The sequence below is a fragment of the Paenibacillus sp. FSL R5-192 genome, from assembly GCF_000517845.1.
In the GTDB taxonomy this organism is placed as follows: Bacteria; Bacillota; Bacilli; order Paenibacillales; family Paenibacillaceae; genus Paenibacillus; species Paenibacillus amylolyticus.
Map to the genome: position 1 here is coordinate 395205 of NZ_ASPR01000002.1, position 20219 is coordinate 415423.

The 20219-nt window shown below is 48.7% G+C and carries 17 protein-coding genes; 8 read left to right on the forward strand and 9 right to left on the reverse strand.

The features are described 5' to 3' along the window. Positions 1–184: 184 nt before the first annotated feature. Entirely contained in the window at positions 185–574 is a 390-nt protein-coding gene (locus C161_RS01750; protein WP_051449531.1) for a nuclear transport factor 2 family protein, read from the reverse strand. A gap of 354 nt (positions 575–928) precedes the next feature. On the opposite strand from C161_RS01750, the gene C161_RS01755 reads away from it, so the two are divergent. The 3 genes from C161_RS01755 to C161_RS01765 all read left to right on the forward strand — a co-directional run bounded on the left by C161_RS01755 (position 929) and on the right by C161_RS01765 (position 3209). Next, positions 929–1246: an ArsR/SmtB family transcription factor gene (locus C161_RS01755; RefSeq protein ID WP_036667982.1), complete on the forward strand. Its 318-nt coding sequence runs from the start codon at positions 929–931 to the stop codon at positions 1244–1246. Positions 1247–1315: 69 nt separating this feature from the next. Continuing rightward, positions 1316–2128, forward strand: a complete 813-nt coding sequence (locus C161_RS01760) for a hypothetical protein (protein ID WP_036667925.1) — start codon at positions 1316–1318, stop codon at positions 2126–2128. A 121-nt stretch (positions 2129–2249) separates the two neighbouring features. Beyond that, positions 2250–3209 (forward strand): MraY family glycosyltransferase, encoded by a 960-nt coding sequence (locus tag C161_RS01765; protein WP_036613004.1) that lies wholly within the window; start codon positions 2250–2252, stop codon positions 3207–3209. A 121-nt stretch (positions 3210–3330) separates the two neighbouring features. On the opposite strand, the gene C161_RS01770 is transcribed toward C161_RS01765, so the two are convergent. From C161_RS01770 to C161_RS01780, 3 genes are all read right to left on the reverse strand, one after another. Further along, complete coding sequence (locus C161_RS01770) at positions 3331–4149, reverse strand: carbohydrate ABC transporter permease (RefSeq protein WP_036667927.1); 819 nt, start codon at positions 4147–4149, stop codon at positions 3331–3333. Then, positions 4149–5042, reverse strand: a complete 894-nt coding sequence (locus tag C161_RS01775) for a carbohydrate ABC transporter permease (RefSeq protein WP_036613007.1) — start codon at positions 5040–5042, stop codon at positions 4149–4151. Before C161_RS01775 ends, C161_RS01770 begins: the two co-directional genes overlap by 1 nt. 138 nt (positions 5043–5180) lie before the next feature. Further along, positions 5181–6524 carry an ABC transporter substrate-binding protein gene (locus tag C161_RS01780; RefSeq protein ID WP_036667929.1) on the reverse strand — a complete coding sequence of 448 codons (1344 nt, stop codon included), beginning with the start codon at positions 6522–6524 and terminating at the stop codon, positions 5181–5183. A gap of 490 nt (positions 6525–7014) precedes the next feature. Here C161_RS01780 and C161_RS01785 point away from each other — a divergent pair, with 490 nt between their 5' ends. Further along, positions 7015–8046 (forward strand): LacI family DNA-binding transcriptional regulator, encoded by a 1032-nt coding sequence (locus C161_RS01785; protein WP_036667984.1) that lies wholly within the window; start codon positions 7015–7017, stop codon positions 8044–8046. A 200-nt stretch (positions 8047–8246) separates the two neighbouring features. On the opposite strand, the gene cydC is transcribed toward C161_RS01785, so the two are convergent. From cydC to C161_RS01805, 4 genes are read right to left on the reverse strand one after another with little or no spacing between them, the layout of a single operon-like run. Next, positions 8247–10184: a thiol reductant ABC exporter subunit CydC gene (gene cydC, locus C161_RS01790; protein ID WP_084649984.1), complete on the reverse strand. Its 1938-nt coding sequence runs from the start codon at positions 10182–10184 to the stop codon at positions 8247–8249. A 1-nt stretch (position 10185) separates the two neighbouring features. Next, positions 10186–12099 carry a thiol reductant ABC exporter subunit CydD gene (cydD, locus tag C161_RS01795; protein ID WP_036667931.1) on the reverse strand — a complete coding sequence of 638 codons (1914 nt, stop codon included), beginning with the start codon at positions 12097–12099 and terminating at the stop codon, positions 10186–10188. Position 12100: 1 nt separating this feature from the next. Beyond that, positions 12101–13156 (reverse strand): cytochrome d ubiquinol oxidase subunit II, encoded by a 1056-nt coding sequence (gene cydB / locus C161_RS01800; RefSeq protein ID WP_235193709.1) that lies wholly within the window; start codon positions 13154–13156, stop codon positions 12101–12103. Beyond that, positions 13101–14516, reverse strand: a complete 1416-nt coding sequence (locus C161_RS01805) for a cytochrome ubiquinol oxidase subunit I (protein WP_036667936.1) — start codon at positions 14514–14516, stop codon at positions 13101–13103. The genes cydB and C161_RS01805 overlap by 56 nt, the downstream gene beginning before the upstream one ends. A 383-nt stretch (positions 14517–14899) precedes the next feature. Between C161_RS01805 and C161_RS01810 the strand changes: the two genes are divergently transcribed. The 4 genes from C161_RS01810 to C161_RS01830 are packed head-to-tail and all read left to right on the forward strand — an operon-like array spanning position 14900 to position 19395. Continuing rightward, positions 14900–16192: a tetratricopeptide repeat protein gene (locus C161_RS01810; protein WP_036667938.1), complete on the forward strand. Its 1293-nt coding sequence runs from the start codon at positions 14900–14902 to the stop codon at positions 16190–16192. Continuing rightward, a complete protein-coding gene (locus C161_RS01815) occupies positions 16189–17184 on the forward strand; it encodes a glycosyltransferase (protein WP_235193710.1) in 996 nt (331 codons plus the stop codon). Before C161_RS01810 ends, C161_RS01815 begins: the two co-directional genes overlap by 4 nt. Before the next feature lies 1 nt (position 17185). Further along, positions 17186–18727 carry a glycosyltransferase family 4 protein gene (locus tag C161_RS32875; protein WP_235193711.1) on the forward strand — a complete coding sequence of 514 codons (1542 nt, stop codon included), beginning with the start codon at positions 17186–17188 and terminating at the stop codon, positions 18725–18727. Then, positions 18724–19395, forward strand: a complete 672-nt coding sequence (locus tag C161_RS01830) for a class I SAM-dependent methyltransferase (protein WP_084649987.1) — start codon at positions 18724–18726, stop codon at positions 19393–19395. Before C161_RS32875 ends, C161_RS01830 begins: the two co-directional genes overlap by 4 nt. Positions 19396–19680: 285 nt before the next feature. Here C161_RS01830 and C161_RS01835 read toward each other — a convergent pair. Beyond that, positions 19681–20219 (reverse strand): hypothetical protein (locus tag C161_RS01835; protein WP_036667940.1); only part of this gene is annotated, 539 nt, incomplete at its 5' end.

Below are 20219 nucleotides of genomic sequence, written 5' to 3' on the forward strand. Positions count from 1 at the left end.
CTTTATTCCAATAAATAAGAATTATAACGTCCATCCCTTTATTCTAATCCTACCCTAAAAAGAATGATTGAGCATGTTGGGTATAACAAAACCCCACAGCATGAAAAAGCGGTGGAGTTAAGTTTTCCTATCTTTTATTGATTCAGATTTCTAACAACTATAAAACTGAAATCCTAGATTTTAATTACTGATTATACTTGCTGAACGCATTCTGATCGGCCTGTACATTCTCCAGATATACAATCTGCCCCGCATCATTTACACGCGCGATATCGATGCCTGTTTTGGCATATACCGTTCCGTCTGCCGCTTGTCCACATACCGCCCAGTTGGTCTGGTAGCTGCCGTCAGGCTGTTGCACCCAGGCGTCCCACATATGTTTTACATCCTTATTGTACTCGTAGAAAGCTTTCATGAAACCATCGAATCCTGATCTGCTGGTGCCGTTAAGCACAATCTCTGCGTCCGGTGTAAACAGGGACAATAAGTCCTGCATGGCACGCTCGTCTGTACGTGAAGCATCAAATAAACGGAAATAGTTGTTCAACAGTGTAGTGGTACTCATAGTACTCATTTATATTCCTCCTAGAATAAAAAGCCGTTTTCCAATCTTTCAGTTCGAATATTTTCGAACTAACTGAAAAGAAATGTAACACACTTCTTATACTGCCCGCAAGAAATATATAAGTTGAGACCGACTTTTACACTAAAACGGAGAGTGCAGAACCAATCTGAAGAAGCGAAGCGTGCGCATTTATCACCGGATTTTTCCCTTGGACCAAGGGAATAAAGAAAATCTGGGGATAAGAGCGATCGAAAGATGGTACTGCAATCGGAGTAACCATGTGTAATAGTTGTAGTTCAACTTATATAGTTCGAAATTCTTCAAACATTGAAAGACAAAGCCGAATATGCTAACGTCATAGATATGAGAACTCCAACGATACCTGTGGCTTCGGAACTGAAGCTGACCACGGTCTGCAATGCATTGGGTGATCCAATCCGCATGAAAATTGCACACTGTTTGGCCAGCTCTGGCGAGAAAAACTGTTCCGCTTTCGAAGTAGACCATATTTCCAAATCCACGTTGTCCCATCACATCAAAATTTTACGTGAAGCTGGCGTGATCCAGCCACGCATTGAAGGTAAACAGCACTTTTATTCCCTACGAAAGGAAGAATTAAACGTACGTTTTCCAGGCCTCGTCGACATGATTCTGAATACAAACGAGGAATACGTAAATTAAAGTAAGCAGGTCTAAGATTGAAGAATCACATTCATCATAATTGCAATTCCCATAAAGGAGGCTAACCATATGGACAAAAAGGCAGCAAAGATACTGCTGAGCACCTTCTGGGGAGGTGGTGGCTGGAAAACAACCTCTCTACCCTTCTCCGGGGAGGAATTTGAATATGCCAAAAGCAAAGGTGTTATGTTCGATCCACTCACGATCACGCATGACGAGATTGTCCAGCGTCTGTACGACATGCATCAGGATGACTCGTTCAAGGAACGGGTGATTTCGGCATTTTTACATAGTCTGTCCACCAAAAAAGTCTATCTGCGCAGCGCATTATCCAGCTGGGCTTTAACATCAAAGATGCCTTTACACACCTATGCGGAACGCCCTGCCCTTCACCCTAATACGAGTGCCTGTGGGGATTGTAATTTCCTGCGTTTGCAGTCAGACAAGGAATATACCAACGTCGATTTAAACGTCCTGAACTTTGAACGGATCAAGTGGGGCGGGGTTCGCCATGGTTGGTTGCTCTACTGCCTAATGGATTTGGAATTACTGCTTCAGGACAACGATGCGAACTATGAAGTAACCCCTGAAGACCAAGCCATCCTGGTCAACCTGCTTGAAGCAGCTCAGACGGAAGACCCCAAAGACAGTGCTCGCTCACTTGAGAAAAAGTGGAAGGATCTCTTTCCTTCCAGCAAACAGGAGCGCGATGCCCTGCTGGAAATCTGGGCGGCAGCCGGCATACTGGCTCCTGGAGATAAACCGAGAAAACGTAAAGGTGGTTCCAGTGATTTTGTCTTTGCAGCAACCTGGCAAGGTGATGATGGCTATCATACAGAAGCCGTAAAACATTATTTCGGCTCCTATCTTCCTCAAATGTGATAAAACCTGAACTTTTGCTCACCTTTGCATACATCTGGTTACAATAATGACATCGACAGATTTCCTGTTTAACTCGTATAATAAGGGGAAATTGGTAGATGGGAGTGAAACAAGCGAGTTTATGGTATACATACTGGCTTTTATAGTGTCTTTTGCTGTCGTGGTTCTGCTTATTCCACCGCTTGGTCGATTGGCTCACCGGCTCGATTTTGTGGACAAGCCTCGGGAAGATGTGGAGCGTAAGCTACACAGGCAACCTATCCCGCTCACGGCGAGTTACGCGATATTTACTGGATTTTTCCTGACATACATTGCTCTGACGAAAGAAATCACATGGGAAACAGCGGCTCTTGTCGCTGGTGGTATGCTTCTGCTAACGATTGGTACCGTCGACGACTGGTACAAAACAAAAGGCAAAGATTTTCCTGCCCTGCCCAAAATGCTCGTACAAGTCTCTGCAGCAGTACTCGTATTTGCTTCTGGCATTGCGTTCACCGGATTTGTGAATCCCTTCAACGCGGAATATGTCATGCTTCCGATCTGGCTGCAATTCATTCTCACGATCCTGTGGATCTTCGGGGTGACAACAGTCATCAACTTCTCGGACGGCATGGACGGACTGGCTGGCGGGTTATCGGCCATCTCGGCAATTACCCTGTTCATCGTGGCGCTTGCCAAAGGTCAAAGTGATTCCGCACTCATGTCGATCATTCTGGTCGGTGTAACGATTGGTTATCTGAAGTACAACAAAGCCCCTGCCAAAGTGTTCATGGGTGATGCAGGCGCTACGTTCCTTGGCTTCATTCTGGCGGTTATCGCTCTGGATGGTGCATTCAAACAAGCAACCATGTTGTCCATCTTCATTCCGATTCTGGCGCTGGGTGTACCGATCTTCGACAACATCTTTGTCGTTATCAAACGTTTCATTCAAGGTAAAGCGATCTATCAGGCCGATGCAAGTCAAGCTCATTATCGGTTGCTGCGTGCCGGATTGAATCAAAATCAGGTGGTGGGTGTGCTGTATCTAGTCAGCACATGTCTGTGTCTATCCTCCATTATTCTGATGTTAGTGGAGTTATAAAACCAAAATAACGATGAAAATAATAGAAGCCACCTTCATTGCGTTGAGGGTGGCTTTCTTATGATGTTTTTTTGGATCGCTTGCCTTTTTTTCGTTTCAGTTAAAGCGGAGTGATTCTAACTTACGATTTAACAGCCCCTGCCATAGCACCTCCAACAATGAAACGTTGCAAAGCAACATACAGGACAACCAGTGGCAAGGTAACAATCAGAATGCCACAGGCGAGCAACGGCCAGTTGTTCATGTACTGTCCATAAAATGTAAAGAGTCCTTTGGTTACCGGCTGATAATTCGGATCAGATAAATAAATGGTCGGCCCGATAATATCGTTCCATACACCAATCGCGGTAAGAATAATACCTGTTGCCAGGATCGGTTTCATTAACGGAACAAGGATAGTGAACAGATAACGTGTATATCCACTCCCGTCCATGGCTGCCGCCTCATCCAGTTCACGCGATATTGATTTGATATAACCCACAAACATGAGAAAGGCAATGCCCGTACCTGTCGTCTTCAATAAGATGTACCCGATTTGGGTGTTGTAAAGACCCAGATTATTGATCAGGGAAAACTGCGGAATGAGCGGGTTGGGAAGGTACATGGAAATTAGAAAGAAAATATAAATGATTGTGCTGAATTTAACATATCTGCGTGCGAGCGGGAATGCAGCAAATATAGATAAAATCAACGTCAGCAGGGTGGACATCCCTGTATAGAGCACACTGTTCCACATATACTGAGAGAAGTTCCCTTTGTTCCATGCTTCGGAAAAGTTCTCAAGCCGAATCCCTTCAGTAAGAGCTACAGGATCGAGCAGATACTCTGTCTGTGTCTTCATGGATACATTGAACAGATAGAATAGAGGGAAAACGTACAACGCAAGCATGAGCAGAACGATAACGTAGCTGACCATTCTGGACGTTTGGCTCTGTTTCATTACGCTTCCACCTCTCTTCTGCGAAGGTAAAATAAAGCGACCATCGATATGGTAAATACAAAGAGGAACTGAATCATCGCCACAGCAGAAGCCAAACCATAATCAGCCGTTCCTGTGCCAAATGCCGTAGCATAAACATCAAACGCAAGCGTCGTTGTATTGAACTTGCCGCCTGTAAGTACATAGATAATATCAAAGGTTTGCAATGCCCCTATGATAGACAAGAGCATGTTAACCGTGAATGCAGGAGCAATCATGGGGAATGTAATGTTCGTAAATGCTTTCCATCCCGAAGCACCATCCATGTAACCCGCCTCATACAGATCGCTCGGAATGGACTGCAGACCTGCAAGAAAAATCGTCATGGAGTAACCCATGTACATCCAGATCTGAACAAAAATAATCAGTTCGAAGGCGATATTATAATCGCCAAAAAAGTTGGAACTGGTACCCAAGAAATTCAGAAAGGACTGGGCTGGTCCGCCCAGCGGATTTGCAACGAGTTGCCAAATGAGTCCAGACACAGTAACCCCCAGCACCACTGGCAAAAAGAATACCGCGCGATATAATTTATCGCCTCTAAGTTTTTTATTGATCAAAATCGCTATAAACAAACCCACTGCATTTTGTATGATCACAACAGCAAACGCAAAGTATAAGGATCGCCCAATAGCATCCATTCGGTCTCCAGCATTGGATGCACCAAAAAATGTTTTATAGTTTTCAAAGCCGATAAAGCTCCATTCCTGGCCCCGAACACCAGTAGCATCTGTAAACGAAAACAGTATCGTCACAAGTGATGGACCGAAGCCAAACACGACATAAAGTAACAACGGAATGCTCAAATACAGATAAGGAATAAGTCTTGCCTTACCTTTCCCAAACGGATACATCGTCCTCACACCTTTCATGGGGTAAAACTAAGACATAAGAAAACCGGAATAACAGCCTTGTCTGGCCTGAAGGCTCAGACCCGAGCGCTATTCCGGCGCATGCGGCCAACTTGTGCCATGAATATGAATGATTATGAATTACTTTGGAGCAGCAGCATCCCAGTCCGCTTGGGATTTACCTGCAAGCTCTTCCGGTGTTGCAATCGGTCCGGCTGGCTTGAGCATCTCTGCGTGAACGCTGGCCTCCGAAATGTACTGTCCTACATTCTGACGGTTAATGAACAACTGATCCCAAGAAAGTTTAAAGTCCTCCAGGTAAGGCTGAATGCCTTGGATAAACTCACTTGTCATCTCCACATCAGGCTGTGTAGGCAGGAAGCCGGCTGCATTCACAAATTCCGTGTAGTTCTCTTTCTCCGATAACATATCAAGCCATTTCATTGCGTAATCCTTGTTCGGTGAGTTATCCACCACCATCCAGGTCATATCGTATTTACCCGCCAGATTTTTGTTCTTGGCTGCATCATTGCTACCTGGAATTGGGAAATATCCAAACTTCAGATCAGGGTTGGCCGTTTGAATTGTTGTTGCATCCCAAGTGCCGTCAGCAATCATAGCCACCTTGCCTGTAGCGAACAAACTGGGCAATGTTCCGTAGTCAATACCCATGAAACCAGGCATTGCATTGTTCATCAGATCCTGAGATTTCTGCAAGACTTCAAGTTGAACCGGATCAGTCAGCTTGGTTTCACCAGTCCATAGACCTTTGATATAAGCAAGCTGATCTTCATGAATAGAGGCCTGAAGCCCTTGCACCGCAAGACCTATTGGCCATACATCTTTACCCGCCAGACCCAGCGCTTCGACACCATTGTCTTTGAACACTTTGATAACATGTTGCAATTCATCCCAGGTTGTAGGGATTTCCAGATTATATTTTGCGAAGAGTTCCTTATTGTAGAACAGTCCTGTGAATGCCACCTTGCCCATGTTTACACCGTACACCTTATCGTTATACGTCATTGCGTTCTGTACATCCGCTTCATTGTAGTTTTTGATAAAAGATTGATCAGACAGATCACTGATTAACCCGGCATCGATCCATTGCTTCCACATCGGATCAGCAGCACCACTGGACCATTCCTGCGGAGCGCCTACAAAGCTTGATTTGAGTGGAATGATATCTACGTCCCCATTACTTCCGGCGTTCATCCGTGTTTGCATCAACTGATCGTATGTCGCGTCTGCCGGAACCGTAGTATATTCCACCTTTACGTCCGGATATTTCGCTTCAAATTTCGTATTAAACTCTTTGATGTAGTTGTTAATATTCTCTTGCTGCCAGTGAATGATCTTCAAGGTAACTTTTTTGCTGCTGTCTGTAGCCTGAGTTCCTTCTGATTCCGAAGAGCTGCTACTACAAGCGGCGAGCACACATAATAAAGCGGTTACAAGTACAATGGCTAAAGTCATTTTCTTCATTTTCGTTGTCCCCCATATTTTTGAATTAAATCTACGAAATCAGTTTCGTTAATTTCACCCTTATTATGACTTCAGATCTTTATTTTGTAAATAGTCATTTTGTTTTTTTGATTTCTATGCTCCAACCCGCTTGATAAAAGCTTTATTTATTGCTGTATACGTTGAAATCAAGGTACCCTTTACGATAGTCACGAAAGTTACGAAACACAGCACATGACATAATTTCATATACAGCCCCAGATAGCCCGGTTTTCCTTTAAATGGACTAAAAATCTGTAAAACAATTAAGATTACGAGCTAAAATTAGTCTTTATTTTCGCAACAAACATCCTTGATCACTTAATACCTATGGATGCATATCATTTCAAGTGTGAAACCCTCTCTCTGCTGTTGACTCTCCGGTCTATGTAGCATAGAATACTTGCAAGAAAGCGAAAAAACCGATACAGCCCCAGTTTACGAAACCAGTTTAGGAATCCGAGGGATGTTTATGAATATCAAAACGATAGCGAGTTTAGCCGGCGTGTCTGTAGCCACGGTGTCCAAGATTATCAATAACTATCCAGATATTAGCGAGGAAACGCGCCAGCGTGTGCTTAAAATTATGGAAGAGACAGGCTATCGTCCATCTTCTTCAGCCAAAACACTGGCAACCAAAAAATCCAGCCTCGTTGGCGTTGTGTTTGCAGGGAAGCTGAACGTGGATTTCAGCCACCCTTTCTTCGTACAGGTTATCAATGCGTTTAAGAAACAAATTGGCTTGCTTGGATACGATCTACTCTTCTTCTCGAATGAGAAGTTTCTGGATCAGGGTGAGGACTACTTGGCGAGATCCAAGTATTTTCAAGTGGATGGCTGTATTATTATTGCGGGGGATGAGGTCGAGAGCAGCATATTCGACCTGGATGCCAGCCCGATTCCTTGTATCGGAATAGATATCGAGCTAACAGGACAAAGCTCCTGTTACATCATGTCCGATAACGATAAGATCTCAACCAAAGTTGTAGAACAATTTTATATGAACGGTTATCGAGATGTTGGTTTTATCGGGCTGGAGCGCGCCTCTCTTGTGATGCAACAGAGAGAGATGGCTTTCAAACGTTCACTAAATCAGTTTAGTCTTGATGAAAAGCCCGAGTGGGTTGTATACAGCAAAGATTATGCCGCAGCGGATGGATACGAAGCGGCCAAGAAAATGCTCGCCTGCAAAACTCTTCCACGTGCCGTGTTTGCAGCCACAGATCTACTTGCCTTTGGAGCTATTCGCGCCTTTAAGGAAGTGGGGTTGCGCATTCCAGAAGATATAGCTGTGGCAGGTTGTGATGACATCGAAGCCTGCCGTTATACCGATCCACCGCTAACAACCGTCAAGCAGGATACGGACAAAATTGGCCGCCTTGCTGCCATGATTCTGTTTGATCTGATGAACAAACAAATGGATAATCGTTGCATTAAAGTAGAGCCGGAACTGGTTGTACGTCAATCCTGTGGCACAGCCATGCTGCTGGCACAGGAAATCTGAGCGTTAAGTCTTTGGGACTGGCTACTGCAGATCAATTCACATCATAGACATAGCGATTTTTTATAAAACTCCACATCAAGAAACGAAAAGGGGATGTCCCATAAGTCATGAATATGACAGGTGACGTCCCTTGTTTGTGTTATTTTGTTTTAATGAACCTGAGACACGCTATTCGCTTCCATTTGCCGAGAAAGTTCCTGCTATCTGGAAGCGGCAGTAGGCAGCTTGCCCTCTACTGTCTGCAAGTCAGACCATCCGGGTCGATCAAGTTCAATGAGACGGCGGTATCTCTCTTCCCCAGCCAGCAATTGTTCGTGAGAACCTTGCATGGCAATCTTTCCATTTTCCATAAAAATAAGTTCATCCATCTGTTCCGCACCAATCAGGTGATGGGTGACCCAGATCATCGTTTTGCCTTGCAAGTTGTCCAGGATGGTGCGCATCAACTCTCGTTCCGTCATCGGATCAAGCCCTAAGGTTGGTTCATCCAATATAATAACAGGCGTCTCCCGAAGCAGTACCCGGGCCAGAGCGATCCGTTGCCTTTCCCCACCGGAGAAACGTAGGCCCGTCTCCAGCATTGGCGTATCATATCCCTGCGGCAAAGATTCGATTAGACCGGATAACCCTACTTGCGCGGCCACCTGACGAATCTCCTCATCCGTTGCATGTGGACGACCAATCCGCAAATTATTGGCTACCGTGGTGTCGAACAGGTGTGGGCTCTGATTCAGTACTGCGATGACATCAGTGACACTCTCACCCAAGGTCTGCACAGGCATATTATTGATCAGAACTTTCCCCGCAGACGGAAGTAATGCCCCCTGAATCAGCTTCAACAAGGTTGATTTGCCGCCGCCGCTTCGTCCAAGAATAGCTAATCGTTTGCCTTGTGGCAGATGAAGGGATACGTCCTGTACGGCGTAGGAATCATCCGCTGCATAACGATAACTTACGAGATTAATCTCGATGTCTGCTCTGAGTTTGGGTGGAATGCGAAGACGAATTCGTCTGTCCGGGATAACATTCGCAGCTGGCAAGGACTCCGATGTCTGTCCGGCCATCACGTTGCCGTTTTTTACTACAGAGATCGATTCGCCCGTTCCATCCGCATCACCAACTCCATTCTGCAACGGAAGATACCCTTTCCCTTCGAGTTGTTTCAAGCGATCCAGCGATTCTCGATACTGGGGAAGATGCTCCACCGCATCCCCTACAGGCAGAATTGATTCCGTGAGCGGAAATAATACCAATACAAAAGCAGCAATCATCACGGCAGGCAATTGCCCGATAGAAGCGGCATTTCCGGCCCATAACGTAACCGATACCACCAGCAGGCCAATGACAGACTGAGCCATCAGATCACGCCAGCGTGTCCAGCGCCGCAACTTGCGACGAATCGCGTCGACCTGTTCCTCCGCTTCTTCCTGCTGCTGAACAAATTCGGCCGCTCGTCCACTTGCAAGCCAATCTCCCAGTCCAAGTACACCGTCGGTCAGACGGGTATACAACCTGCTGTTTTCCTTTTTCAGCCGTACACGCCATTTCCACGTCACTTTCAGGGAGATCGCAGGTAACACGGCAACGAGAAATAACATATACAAACCCATCCATACCGCAAATCCCAGATCAACACTGCCAAAGGCAATCATAGCCCCACCGTACATCACGAGCGCGGTAACGGCGGGGAAGACTGTACGCAGATAGATATCCTGCAGCCGCTCCACATCATCGGCGAGTGCTCCAAGTACATCCCCGGTCTGCATACGAGAACGCAGGAACAGGGCCTGCGGCTCCAGAATGCGATATAACTTCACCCGCTGATCGGCCAACACCCGCAGTACGGCATCATGTCCTGCCAATCGCTCGATATATCGAAACACGGCGCGGAATATCCCAAATGCACGTACACCAACAATAGGTACATACACCATCAAAATATTTTCAGGACGCAGCGCAGACTTGGAGATCAGAAATCCGGAGGTGAACAGCAGCAGTACCGCACACAGTGCAGCGCATGTACCTAGCGCAATAACTGCGATGAATCTCCAGCGGTACTGTGCCACATACGGAGCAATCCAGCTATTTTTTTCTTTTTCGTTACGGACGGTCTCCATATGCTCATATCCGGACTTCATTTTATATCGCCTCCATCTGGGCCTGAATCATCTGATAATATACACCTTGTCGTGCCAGCAATTCCTGATGTGTTCCCGTCTCTGCCACTGTGCCGCCATCCATGACAATAATTCGATCCATATGTGGCATCCAATGCAGACGATGGGTAGCCAAAAATACAAGTTTTCCTTCAAACAGCGGCAACATCGTCTGCTTCAGTTCATACTCTGTTTCCACATCCAGATGTGCTGTCGGTTCATCAAGCAACAGAATGTTGCGTTTACTAAGCAAGGCTCTTGCCAGCGCTACCCGTTGCTCCTGCCCACCACTGAGTTGTCTGCCGCCAGCCCCAATGAGCTCATGCAGCCCACCGGATAATGAGGTCAGAAGCTTGGTTAATCCAGCTGCGCTAATGGCCTTGGCCACTTCCGCATCCGAAGCCTCCGGCATATAGAAACGAACGTTATCGGCCAGGCTTCCACTGAAAATATACGGATGCTGTGGGATAGCTGCCGTCTGTCTTTGCCAAGATTCGAGCATATCTGGTGTAACCGGCTGGCCGTTAGCCAGTACTTGACCCGAAGTAGGCAGCTGAAATCCAGCCAATACGTCAATCAACGTGGACTTGCCTGCTCCGCTGGCACCAATAATACCGATTTTGCCAAGACCCGTGATCTGAAATGTGACATCCTTTAGCGAATAAGGACCTTCATCATCATGCCGTACCTGTACATCCGTTAGTGCTAGTCTGCTACTCTCATTCCAAGAGAACACTGAGGAAGAGGAAGAAACAAGCTCAGGAGTAGTAGAAACAGAAGCAGAATCAGGAGCAAGATGCCCCGCAGCCATTTTATCATTCAACACGACACGTATGGTCGAAGTAGCGGCTTTCCTTTTACCCAAAGACAATGATGCATATCCCGTCCCATCCTCTGCCATGTCCGCATGCGCAACAACATTTGCATAGGCTTCTTTTTGTTTCTGTTCAGCAGCTTTCCCCCGTTCAATCACTTGGTTGATAGCCGCTCCAGCTTCCTTACCGTCCAATGTGGCATGATAATCAGCGCCGAGCATACGTACAGGCAGGAAATATTCGGGTGCCAAGATCAGTACCGTCAGCGCAGGGCCAAGTAGCATATGCCCTTCTGTCAGACGTAATCCCAGACCAACTGCTACGGAAGCAACGGACAACATCGTAAAGAAATCGAGTGCAAACGAAGAAAGAAAAGCCATGCGCAGAGTAGACATCGTTGCTTTCCGATACCGCTGACTGACCCGCAAAATGGACCCTTCATGTGTTTTGCTCTGTCCCAATGTTTTTAGCGTTTCTAGTCCACGCAAGGTATCAACAAAATGGTTAGCGAGTGCTTTGTAAGATCTGAATTGTCCGTCTATCTTCCGCTGCGCAGCGAGACCAATCAGAATCATGAACACGATCAGGATTGGGAGTGTCAGCATCAGAATAACCCCGGACATCAGATCCAGCTTGAACACATACAGCAGAATGACGATAGGTGTGAATCCTATGCCTAGCATGCGAGGAATGAATAGTTCGAGATACGTCTTGTATTGAGCTGTTCCCTCACGTGCCAGTGTGACCAGATGGCCTGTTCCCTCCGTCTTCGCATAACGCGGTCCAAGTCTGAACCACTGCTCCACCATCTGTCTACGCAGATCAGTCCCTGTCTTCTCCGCATATCGTGAAGTCACGAGTTGTAACCAGAAGGATAGGGCGTAGCGGGCGGCAAAAGCAGCCAGGAACAGCAGCAGTACCGGGTACTGCTCCGTTACGGATGAACCTTCAAACAATGCCGTGATGGCCTGTGCCAGCCATTTGGCTTGCATAATGATCGTCATCGCCTGTAGCAGCACCAGCGCTGAGGCCAGCGCAAGTACCGGCCGGATGCCCGGCAGCTTCATCAGCCCCCGTCCCATATCAGTACTCCAAGTGGTGCTGCTCGTTCAGACGTTTGCGGAAGATATAATAACTCCAGATCTGATAACCGAGAACAAACGGCAGCAATGCGCAAGCTACAATGGTCATTACTTTCAATGAATAAGCGCCGGATGCGGCGTTGTATACAGTCAGGTCATATGCCGCCCCAAAGGAACTCACCATCACTCTTGGGAAAAGTCCGATAAATACCGAGGCAAAGGCAATTGCAATCACTGCCCCTGTCATACCAAAAGCCCAGCCTTCACGCTTCTGACGAACAAAGTATGCCGCAAGTGCAAGCGAAACTGCGCCAAGTACAACCATGATCCAAAGAGCCCAGCCGCGTACGGCGAACACATCGGTCATGAAATACGTCATTAACGCGTAAACAGCGAGTAGTGCAGCCAGCGGCAGCATCAATTTTTGCGCTGTCTTCAAGGCACGCTCTCTGAGATCACCTACTGTTCGTAGTGATGCAAACAGCAATCCATGAACCAGACACAGCAGGGTTACACTCAAGCCACCAATCACGGTGTACGGATTAACAATATCGAGGAATCCTGCACGCAACTGCATCTCCCCATCAATGGGCAGACCCTTCATCAGCGTGGCAAAAACCACGCCGAACAGGAACGGTAAAAGCGCACTGGAGACCACAATGATGATGTCCCATGTTTTGCGCCAGCGCTGCTGTTTCATTTTACTGCGGAATTCGAAAGCAACTCCGCGGCCAATCAAGGCGAGTAACACCACCACAAGTGGCAGGTAAAAACCACTGAACAACGTGGCATACCAGTGCGGGAAGGCAGCAAACATCGCGCCCCCTGCCGTAATCAGCCATACTTCATTACCATCCCAGAACGGACCGATTGAGTTAATCAGGGTCCGGCGTTCACGATCTGTTTTGGCAATAATGCCTGTAGACATCCCCACACCAAAATCAAAACCTTCCAAAAAGAAGAAACCAACAAACAATACGGCAATCAGCAAAAACCACAACTCACTTAGTGACAACGGAATAACCTCCATCCACGCCGAACGGATCGGCCGATTCATCGTGATCTTCCGGCTTATCGACCGCAAACGGTCCTGCTTTGATCTCACGTACGAACAGGTATACCATCACGATTCCGAGAACCGTATACGCAGCGGTAAAAGCGATGGTCGAGAACAGGATCGTTCCTGCGGATACGTTCGGCGAGACCCCAGCTTCGGTTGTCATATAGCCAAATACTGTCCATGGCTGTCTTCCTACCTCGGTCATAATCCAACCTGACGTATTGGCGATAAACGGCAGGGAGATGGCGAACACCATCAGACGCATAAACCACTTTCCAGCGACCTCTAGCTTCTTACGCATGGCTAGAAATGTACCGTATAGCGCCAATGCAATCATTAAACCACCCGCTGCGATCATAATGCGGAAACTCCAGAATGTTGTCCGTACCGGCGGGATGTAGTCCCCCGGTCCATACGTCTGTTCATACTCAGCTTGAAGCTCCTTCATACCTTTGACACTACCGGAGAACTTGCTGTAGGACAGATAACTGAGCAATCCAGGGATTTTGATCTCACCCGTACTCTCCTGTTTATCCGGGTCAATAAAAGCGACCACCGTCCATGGCGCCGGATCTTCTGTCGTTGTCCATGTGCCCTCACTTGCTGCCATCTTCATCGGCTGTGTCTCCACCAGATATTGCGCCTGGAAGTGACCCGAGAATGCGACGCCGAATGAAGAAACAAGAGCGATAATGATCGCAATATTAAACGATTTGCGGAAGATCTCCACATCCTGCTTTTTCATCAATTTGTAGGCACTGATCCCGGTTACGACGAAGGCCCCTGTCATCAATGCCCCAAAGACTGTATGTGGGAACTCAACGAGAAGCTGACCATTTGTGATGAGTGCAAAAAAATCATTCATCTCGGCTCGGCCGTTGTTAATCTCAAACCCAACAGGATGTTGCATAAATGAATTGGCTGCCAGAATCCACAGCGCGGACAGGAATGTGCCGACAAACACCAGCCAGATGCAGGCCAGATGCACTTTTTTGGACAAACGATCCCATCCGAATATCCACAATCCAATAAATGTAGACTCCATAAAAAACGCCAGTAGCGCTTCAATAGCCAGTGGCGCACCAAACACGTCCCCGACAAATCGGGAGTACTCGGACCAGTTCATACCGAACTGGAATTCCTGCAGAATACCTGTAACAACCCCGACGGCAAAGTTAATCAGGAACAGCTTGCCCCAGAACTTGGCCATCGTTTTGTAGATTTCCTTCCCCTTAACAACGTACAACGTCTCCATGATCGCAACCAACAGTACAAGACCGATGGATAGCGGGACAAAAAAGAAATGGAAAATCGTTGTAAGTGCATATTGGATACGCGATAACATAATCGGATCCATACCGTTACCCCTTCTTTCTGTTCACTTCGCAGTATGCGTATTTGGCATTGAAGCTGCACCTTCGCTGTCTGTCCGCCAAATACGTTGATGAACGTATTGTGCCAGATTACCTATTTTATACATGTGAGAATTATCACAATCTTCGTCTCTAGAGCAAAAAAAAGTGATCCTGGTCACACAAAAGATAAAATTCAGCCTATTATCACAGCTTGCCAACTTCATCTATTCATGGAAGATACTCATGTTTAGGACGGAATGCCCATATGTTAGTCTCAGGCATATCATGCGAAGTACCGTGAGGGCTTTACATATGAAGTGAAAGCATGAAACACAAGCAGAGCGAATGACGCTCCATATTACAGTCAAGGTGAGGTGAACTATTCATGGAAAAACCTGCACCACTACCAGGTGAAGACACCGAAGCCAGCCTGGATAAGGCCAGTACAACACAGCCTCCTGTCCGGTATGTTCTCTTCCCTCGCAAAGGAGGTTGGTCATCCTTTCCCTATCCCGATATTGCTGCACTGCTGTCGATCGAGGGAGAGGTCTACTATGTCAGCAGCCTGACGCAAACAGAAGATGTACCTCCGGTCATTACCATCATCTCCCTCCCTGAAGCCGAGCAGCTATTGCTGGAACCTCGCACCGTAGCCGTAGTCGCCCATCCCTACTGGCTAATGGCTACAGCTTCGCTAGAGCCTGAGCTATGTATTGCCCTGCTCCCTGAGCCTGCTGGAAACGAAGCAGAATCTCCGCTATGGGAGAGCAGTATTTCCAAACTGGTCGGCATCGCCGATCTGGTAGGCACATCCTCCGAAACACGTTATATGAAGCTGTTATTCCAAGGCGTACGTGCTATCTGGCTGGGCGGCGAAGACCCTGCACCTGCGGGTACGATGCAAAAGGATGATCTCGAAGTCCCTCTCCGGGACTACGAACTGCTCTTCTTGCATGCGCTGCGGCAGATCCTGTCAGGCACTCCGGATAGCGTCACCCTGCTTCAATGCAGTGTACGTGCCGACTTCTACCGTCAGTTGCGTGCCAAAGCAGGTGCACATGAGACGATATCCTTTTTGCTGGCAGCCTATGAGTACTTGCTTGAAGATCCTCGGGCTATCCATTCACTTCAAGAGGCATTCTCCCATGCGGTCTTGAATGGTCGCAGTGACTGTGTAGTCTCCCACTATAGATTCCTGTCTGCCATCCATGCCCGGGCCGGGAACTTGGAGGACGCCCTGCGGGTGTACGGAATTAGTGCAGCCGATGAACAAGAACGGCATCATTATGAACAGCTCTGTCGCTGGCTTGAGGCGGGAGAAGATCAACTTGTACGAGCGGAACTACTGCGTATAAACGATGATTACGGAAATGCCCTGCGTATCCTGGACGAACTTGGCGGAGAAACGGCGAGACATTGGAAATTCCGCATCTACCAGGAGACTGGACGTGTGGAAGAAGCACTGGCTCTGGTGCATGCAGTCGATATTCAGGATGATGCCAGTCGCCGGGATTATCAGCAATTATCCGGTAGTGCGCTGGCACTGCGAGGGGAACGACACGGGGCAGTCCGACATTTCCTTGAGACAGCACTGGAGGATGAAGATGCGCTGGCCCGGATTGTCGAGCTGGAGCTGTTGGATCATGCTGTACAGCAATTGCTTGGGGAGGTGCCATGATGCTGGACCCAAAGAAGCGTAGGCAACAGTTGAATGGGCCAATGGTGCACAGGAATATCCGAACCGAAACCACTTACACGCCAACCGAAACAGTCGATCGAACACATACAGACGCATTGGAAAATGGCGATCACACCCCTGATCATACACAACCAACGCAGGACATCCGAAGCCAAGTGCATCACTGGGGCGACACACAAGGTCAGGAAGAACAGAGTGCAGCTATAACACAAGAGGAAACAAGTGTATTCAAAGAACCCTTCTCCATTCGTCGGGTTCGCAAAAGCAAAGGCAACAAGCTGACCGCCATGCTCCAGGTTCGCAATGAACGCGGCCGATACCTTGAAGAAGTATTGCATGATCTGAGTGAGTTCGTGGATGAGATCGTGATTGTGGACGATGCCAGCACTGACGGAACACCGGACATATGCAAAGCCTATCCAAAGGTGGTCCGTCTGGAGGTATTGGAGAAACCACTGTTCGCCGAGGAATGGCGGCTTCGCAACACCTTATGGCAAGCGGCTGCGGGAACATGTCCCGACTGGTTGCTCTCGGTTGATGCGGATGAGCTGTACAGCTCAGAGGCCAAGAAAGCCATACGTACTCTGATTAATCAGGAGTATGCTGACTGGTTTGCATTCCGTTTCTACGACATGTGGGGTGGCCGGACCCACTACCGGGAAGATGATCTCTGGTCTCTGCACAAACGGCATACCGCTTCACTTGTACGGTATATGCCTGGATATCCTTATTTTTATCCACAACAGAATCATCACGTTCCCCGTCTTCCCTTGTCCTGCACTGTATTGCCTGGGGTCAGTACGGAACTGAAGGTTCAGCATCTCGGCTGGGCCGGCAGTCTGGAGGACCGGGTTCGTAAATATTTGCGTTACAAGCGCATTGATCCTAGCGGTGAGTGGGGCAATCTTGCACATTACGAGTCTATTCTCGATCCGGAACCTCGGCTGATTCCCTGGAAGGAGGGACCGTGAGATGGGCGTGGTGAGTATTCTGACGCATAGTTTCACCGATGGGTATAACCGGGAATTCGGTCGTGTATTTGGTGGCGGACTGGAACGCTATATTCTGGATCTGTGCAGTGTCATCCGAGGACTCGGGCATATTCCCGAGGTTCATCAGCTCTCTTATTTTGAAGCATTCCAGACTCGGACGGAGCAGATTGACGTATTTGGTTATTCGTACGATATGGATAATGTACCGGAAGCCTTTGACCGGATGGCAGCAGCAGCGCGCGGCCCAGTGATCTATGCCAGCTGTCTGTGGCAACCCATCACCTATAAACCCGGCAGTCTTGGCATCTGTCACGGCATTAACTGGGATCGTCCCGGACTGCCACTGGAGACCAAACAACAAGTCGCGGAACATATTCAACTGGCTCTGGATGGACTCGTGCGCATTGTATCCGTGGATTCCCATTTCCAGACCTTTTGCCGGGCCGCTTGTACCTATACCGACCCAAGACAGGTTGTCCTGATTCCCAATGCAGTGGATACGTCCTATTTCACACCAGCCCCACCAACACGGACCTTCGAGCAAGAACAGGAAGACGAATGGCTTTTCGCATGGAAGAATGATCTGGCGAGTCATGAAGAAAATGTTGGTGCAGTTATATCAGGGGTGCAAGCTGTAGAAGGCAAGGGGGGAACGAGTCGTGATGAAGCGGACAGTGGTAAGGCTAACAGAGATGGAGGTGAGGATACAGATAGCGATCAAGAACGAGAGGGGAAAGAAACGGTAGATTTCCATTTGAATATATCGAAACTGGAAGAAGTCGAGGCAGATGGCGCAACGTATAGGTTTGCTCATAACCACCGGCATTCAAAGGATTGCGCTACGGAGATTCTAGTAGAAGCAGATGCTGAGTATCAGATTAATGGTCCGATTCAGGGACAGGTTGAAAAGAAAACTGTGGATGCCCGGATGACCTCTCCCCGCCCAATTCGCATTATCTATCCACGCCGCATCAGCATGGAACGGGGTATTATTCCAATGATGTTGGCGGCAGATAAACTACTTGGAGCCTTTCCGGATCTGGAAATTGAATTTGCCGGGGAACTGGTCGAAGGCAGCACGGTCGGGAGAGTCTTTCGTTACTGGCATCGTACTCATCCACATGCGGAGCGAATTAACCAGCGCACGTATGATTTCCGGGATATTCGGGAGGCCTACCATCAGGCAGATATCGCCGTAATTCCAACCGTGTTCTCGGAAGGCACCTCCTATGCCTGTCTGGAAGCGATGAGCTGTGGACTTCCGGTAATTGCCTCCAATGTTGGCGGATTGAATGATCTGATTCAGGATGGTTTTAATGGGCTACTGGTACCTCCTGGTGAGCAGGAACTAACCGCCGCTCTGGTACGTCTTGTACAGGATCGGGCCGAGCGAGAACGACTGGGAATCTATGCGCGCGAGACTGCACTATCCTATGATCTTGCCAGGTGGCGGAGCCGGTGGAGCACGGTGTTGGAATCTTTTTTGGCAGAGACAGGATTAAAGGAGGGAATTCGGGGATGATGGATACGCCCAAGGCAACGGAATTCATGGAATCAAGATACATTCGGCAAAGTGATCCTAAAACGGACACATTGGTCTTCCCACTGCATCCGGCATGGTGGAGCCGTCCCTACGAATATGAATGGGCCCGGCAGTTTGCACGTCCGGATGATGTCGTCCTTGATGCAGCCTGCGGCATCTCCCATCCGTTCAAATTCTGGCTTGCCGAACACTGCCGTGAGGTTCACGCCTGTGACTGGGATGAACGTATTTTGTCTGAAGAGGCGATAAGACTGGATATCGTTTCTGATTTTGGCGAGCAAGCCGCTCAGGATCTGCCGGAATCAACTCTCGTCCGATTGCACCGTGCACAGGCCAATCTGGCACAGCTTCCGTACGAGTCGGGTAAGTTTGATCGGGTGTTCTGTATCTCTGTACTGGAGCATCTGGATACAGGCACGATGCTGCGGGCGTTTCGTGAATTCGCTCGGGTGCTGAAACCAAACGGACAGTTAATCGCTACCTTCGATGTGCCCGAGATGCGGCCTGATCTGCTAGAGACGATTATGGCTGTCACCGGATTAACCATTGAAGATAAGCTGAACGTGAACGAGCCGGACGATGCCATCTGGTCTGACATGTATGGCACGCCGATCCGCTGTTTTCGAGCGGTGATATGCAAAGGTTGAAACGAATTGGGTTACGTTGAGTTAAGTGCAGAGTGGAAGATTGAGGGCTTACGGGCTCGACCCATTAGCAACGGAACAATACACGGTTCGGGCAATGCTCCGATTACCGGTAGCTCCGTTGCTTTTGCAATTTCAATTGGATGGGCTAGTGCGGGAATATGTGGGGATGTACAGGGGTTGGAGGTTCGGGACTAGAGACTAGAAATAAGAGATTAGAGATTAGAGATTAGTGATTAAGGATTAAGGATTAAGGATTAAGGATTAAGGATTAAGGATTAAAGGAAATTATAGGTGTACCAGTAACATGTTGCACTGGTTGGTGTATTCATCAGCAGAGGCTGCGCCGGGTGCTGTCAGGCGCAACAGGGTTTGCAGGCCCGGCGGGATTGTCTTCGCCGGGTGACCTGTGGCGGCAGGTTGCCGCGCAGTGAGTTGGGCCAACTCGGCCCATTCACGCGCCAGGTTCTGCCGCCCGGCGAGCAGCGCGAGCGTGCCCGCGAGGAGCGCGTGAGCGGTGAGCTCCGAGGCGGACACTTCGTCCGCGTGGGGCTGCTGCGTGCCGTCAGGCGTGCCGCATAGCGCAAGCAGCCCTTCGCGGACGCTCGCGGGTGCGCGCAGCAGCCCGCAGCGTGCCGCAGGCGGAAGCGCTGCAAGCAACGCCAGCGCGCCGCGAGGCGGCAGGGCTTGCAGCAGGCGCAGCCATGCGGCCCAGGCGCCTACGCCGGCGAGCGCTTGCGCAGCCGCGAGCACGCCGCTAGGCGCGGGCGCGGCTGGGCCTGGCGCTGCGCCGCGGGGCGGGCTAGACGCCAGGCCGCTGCTTCCGG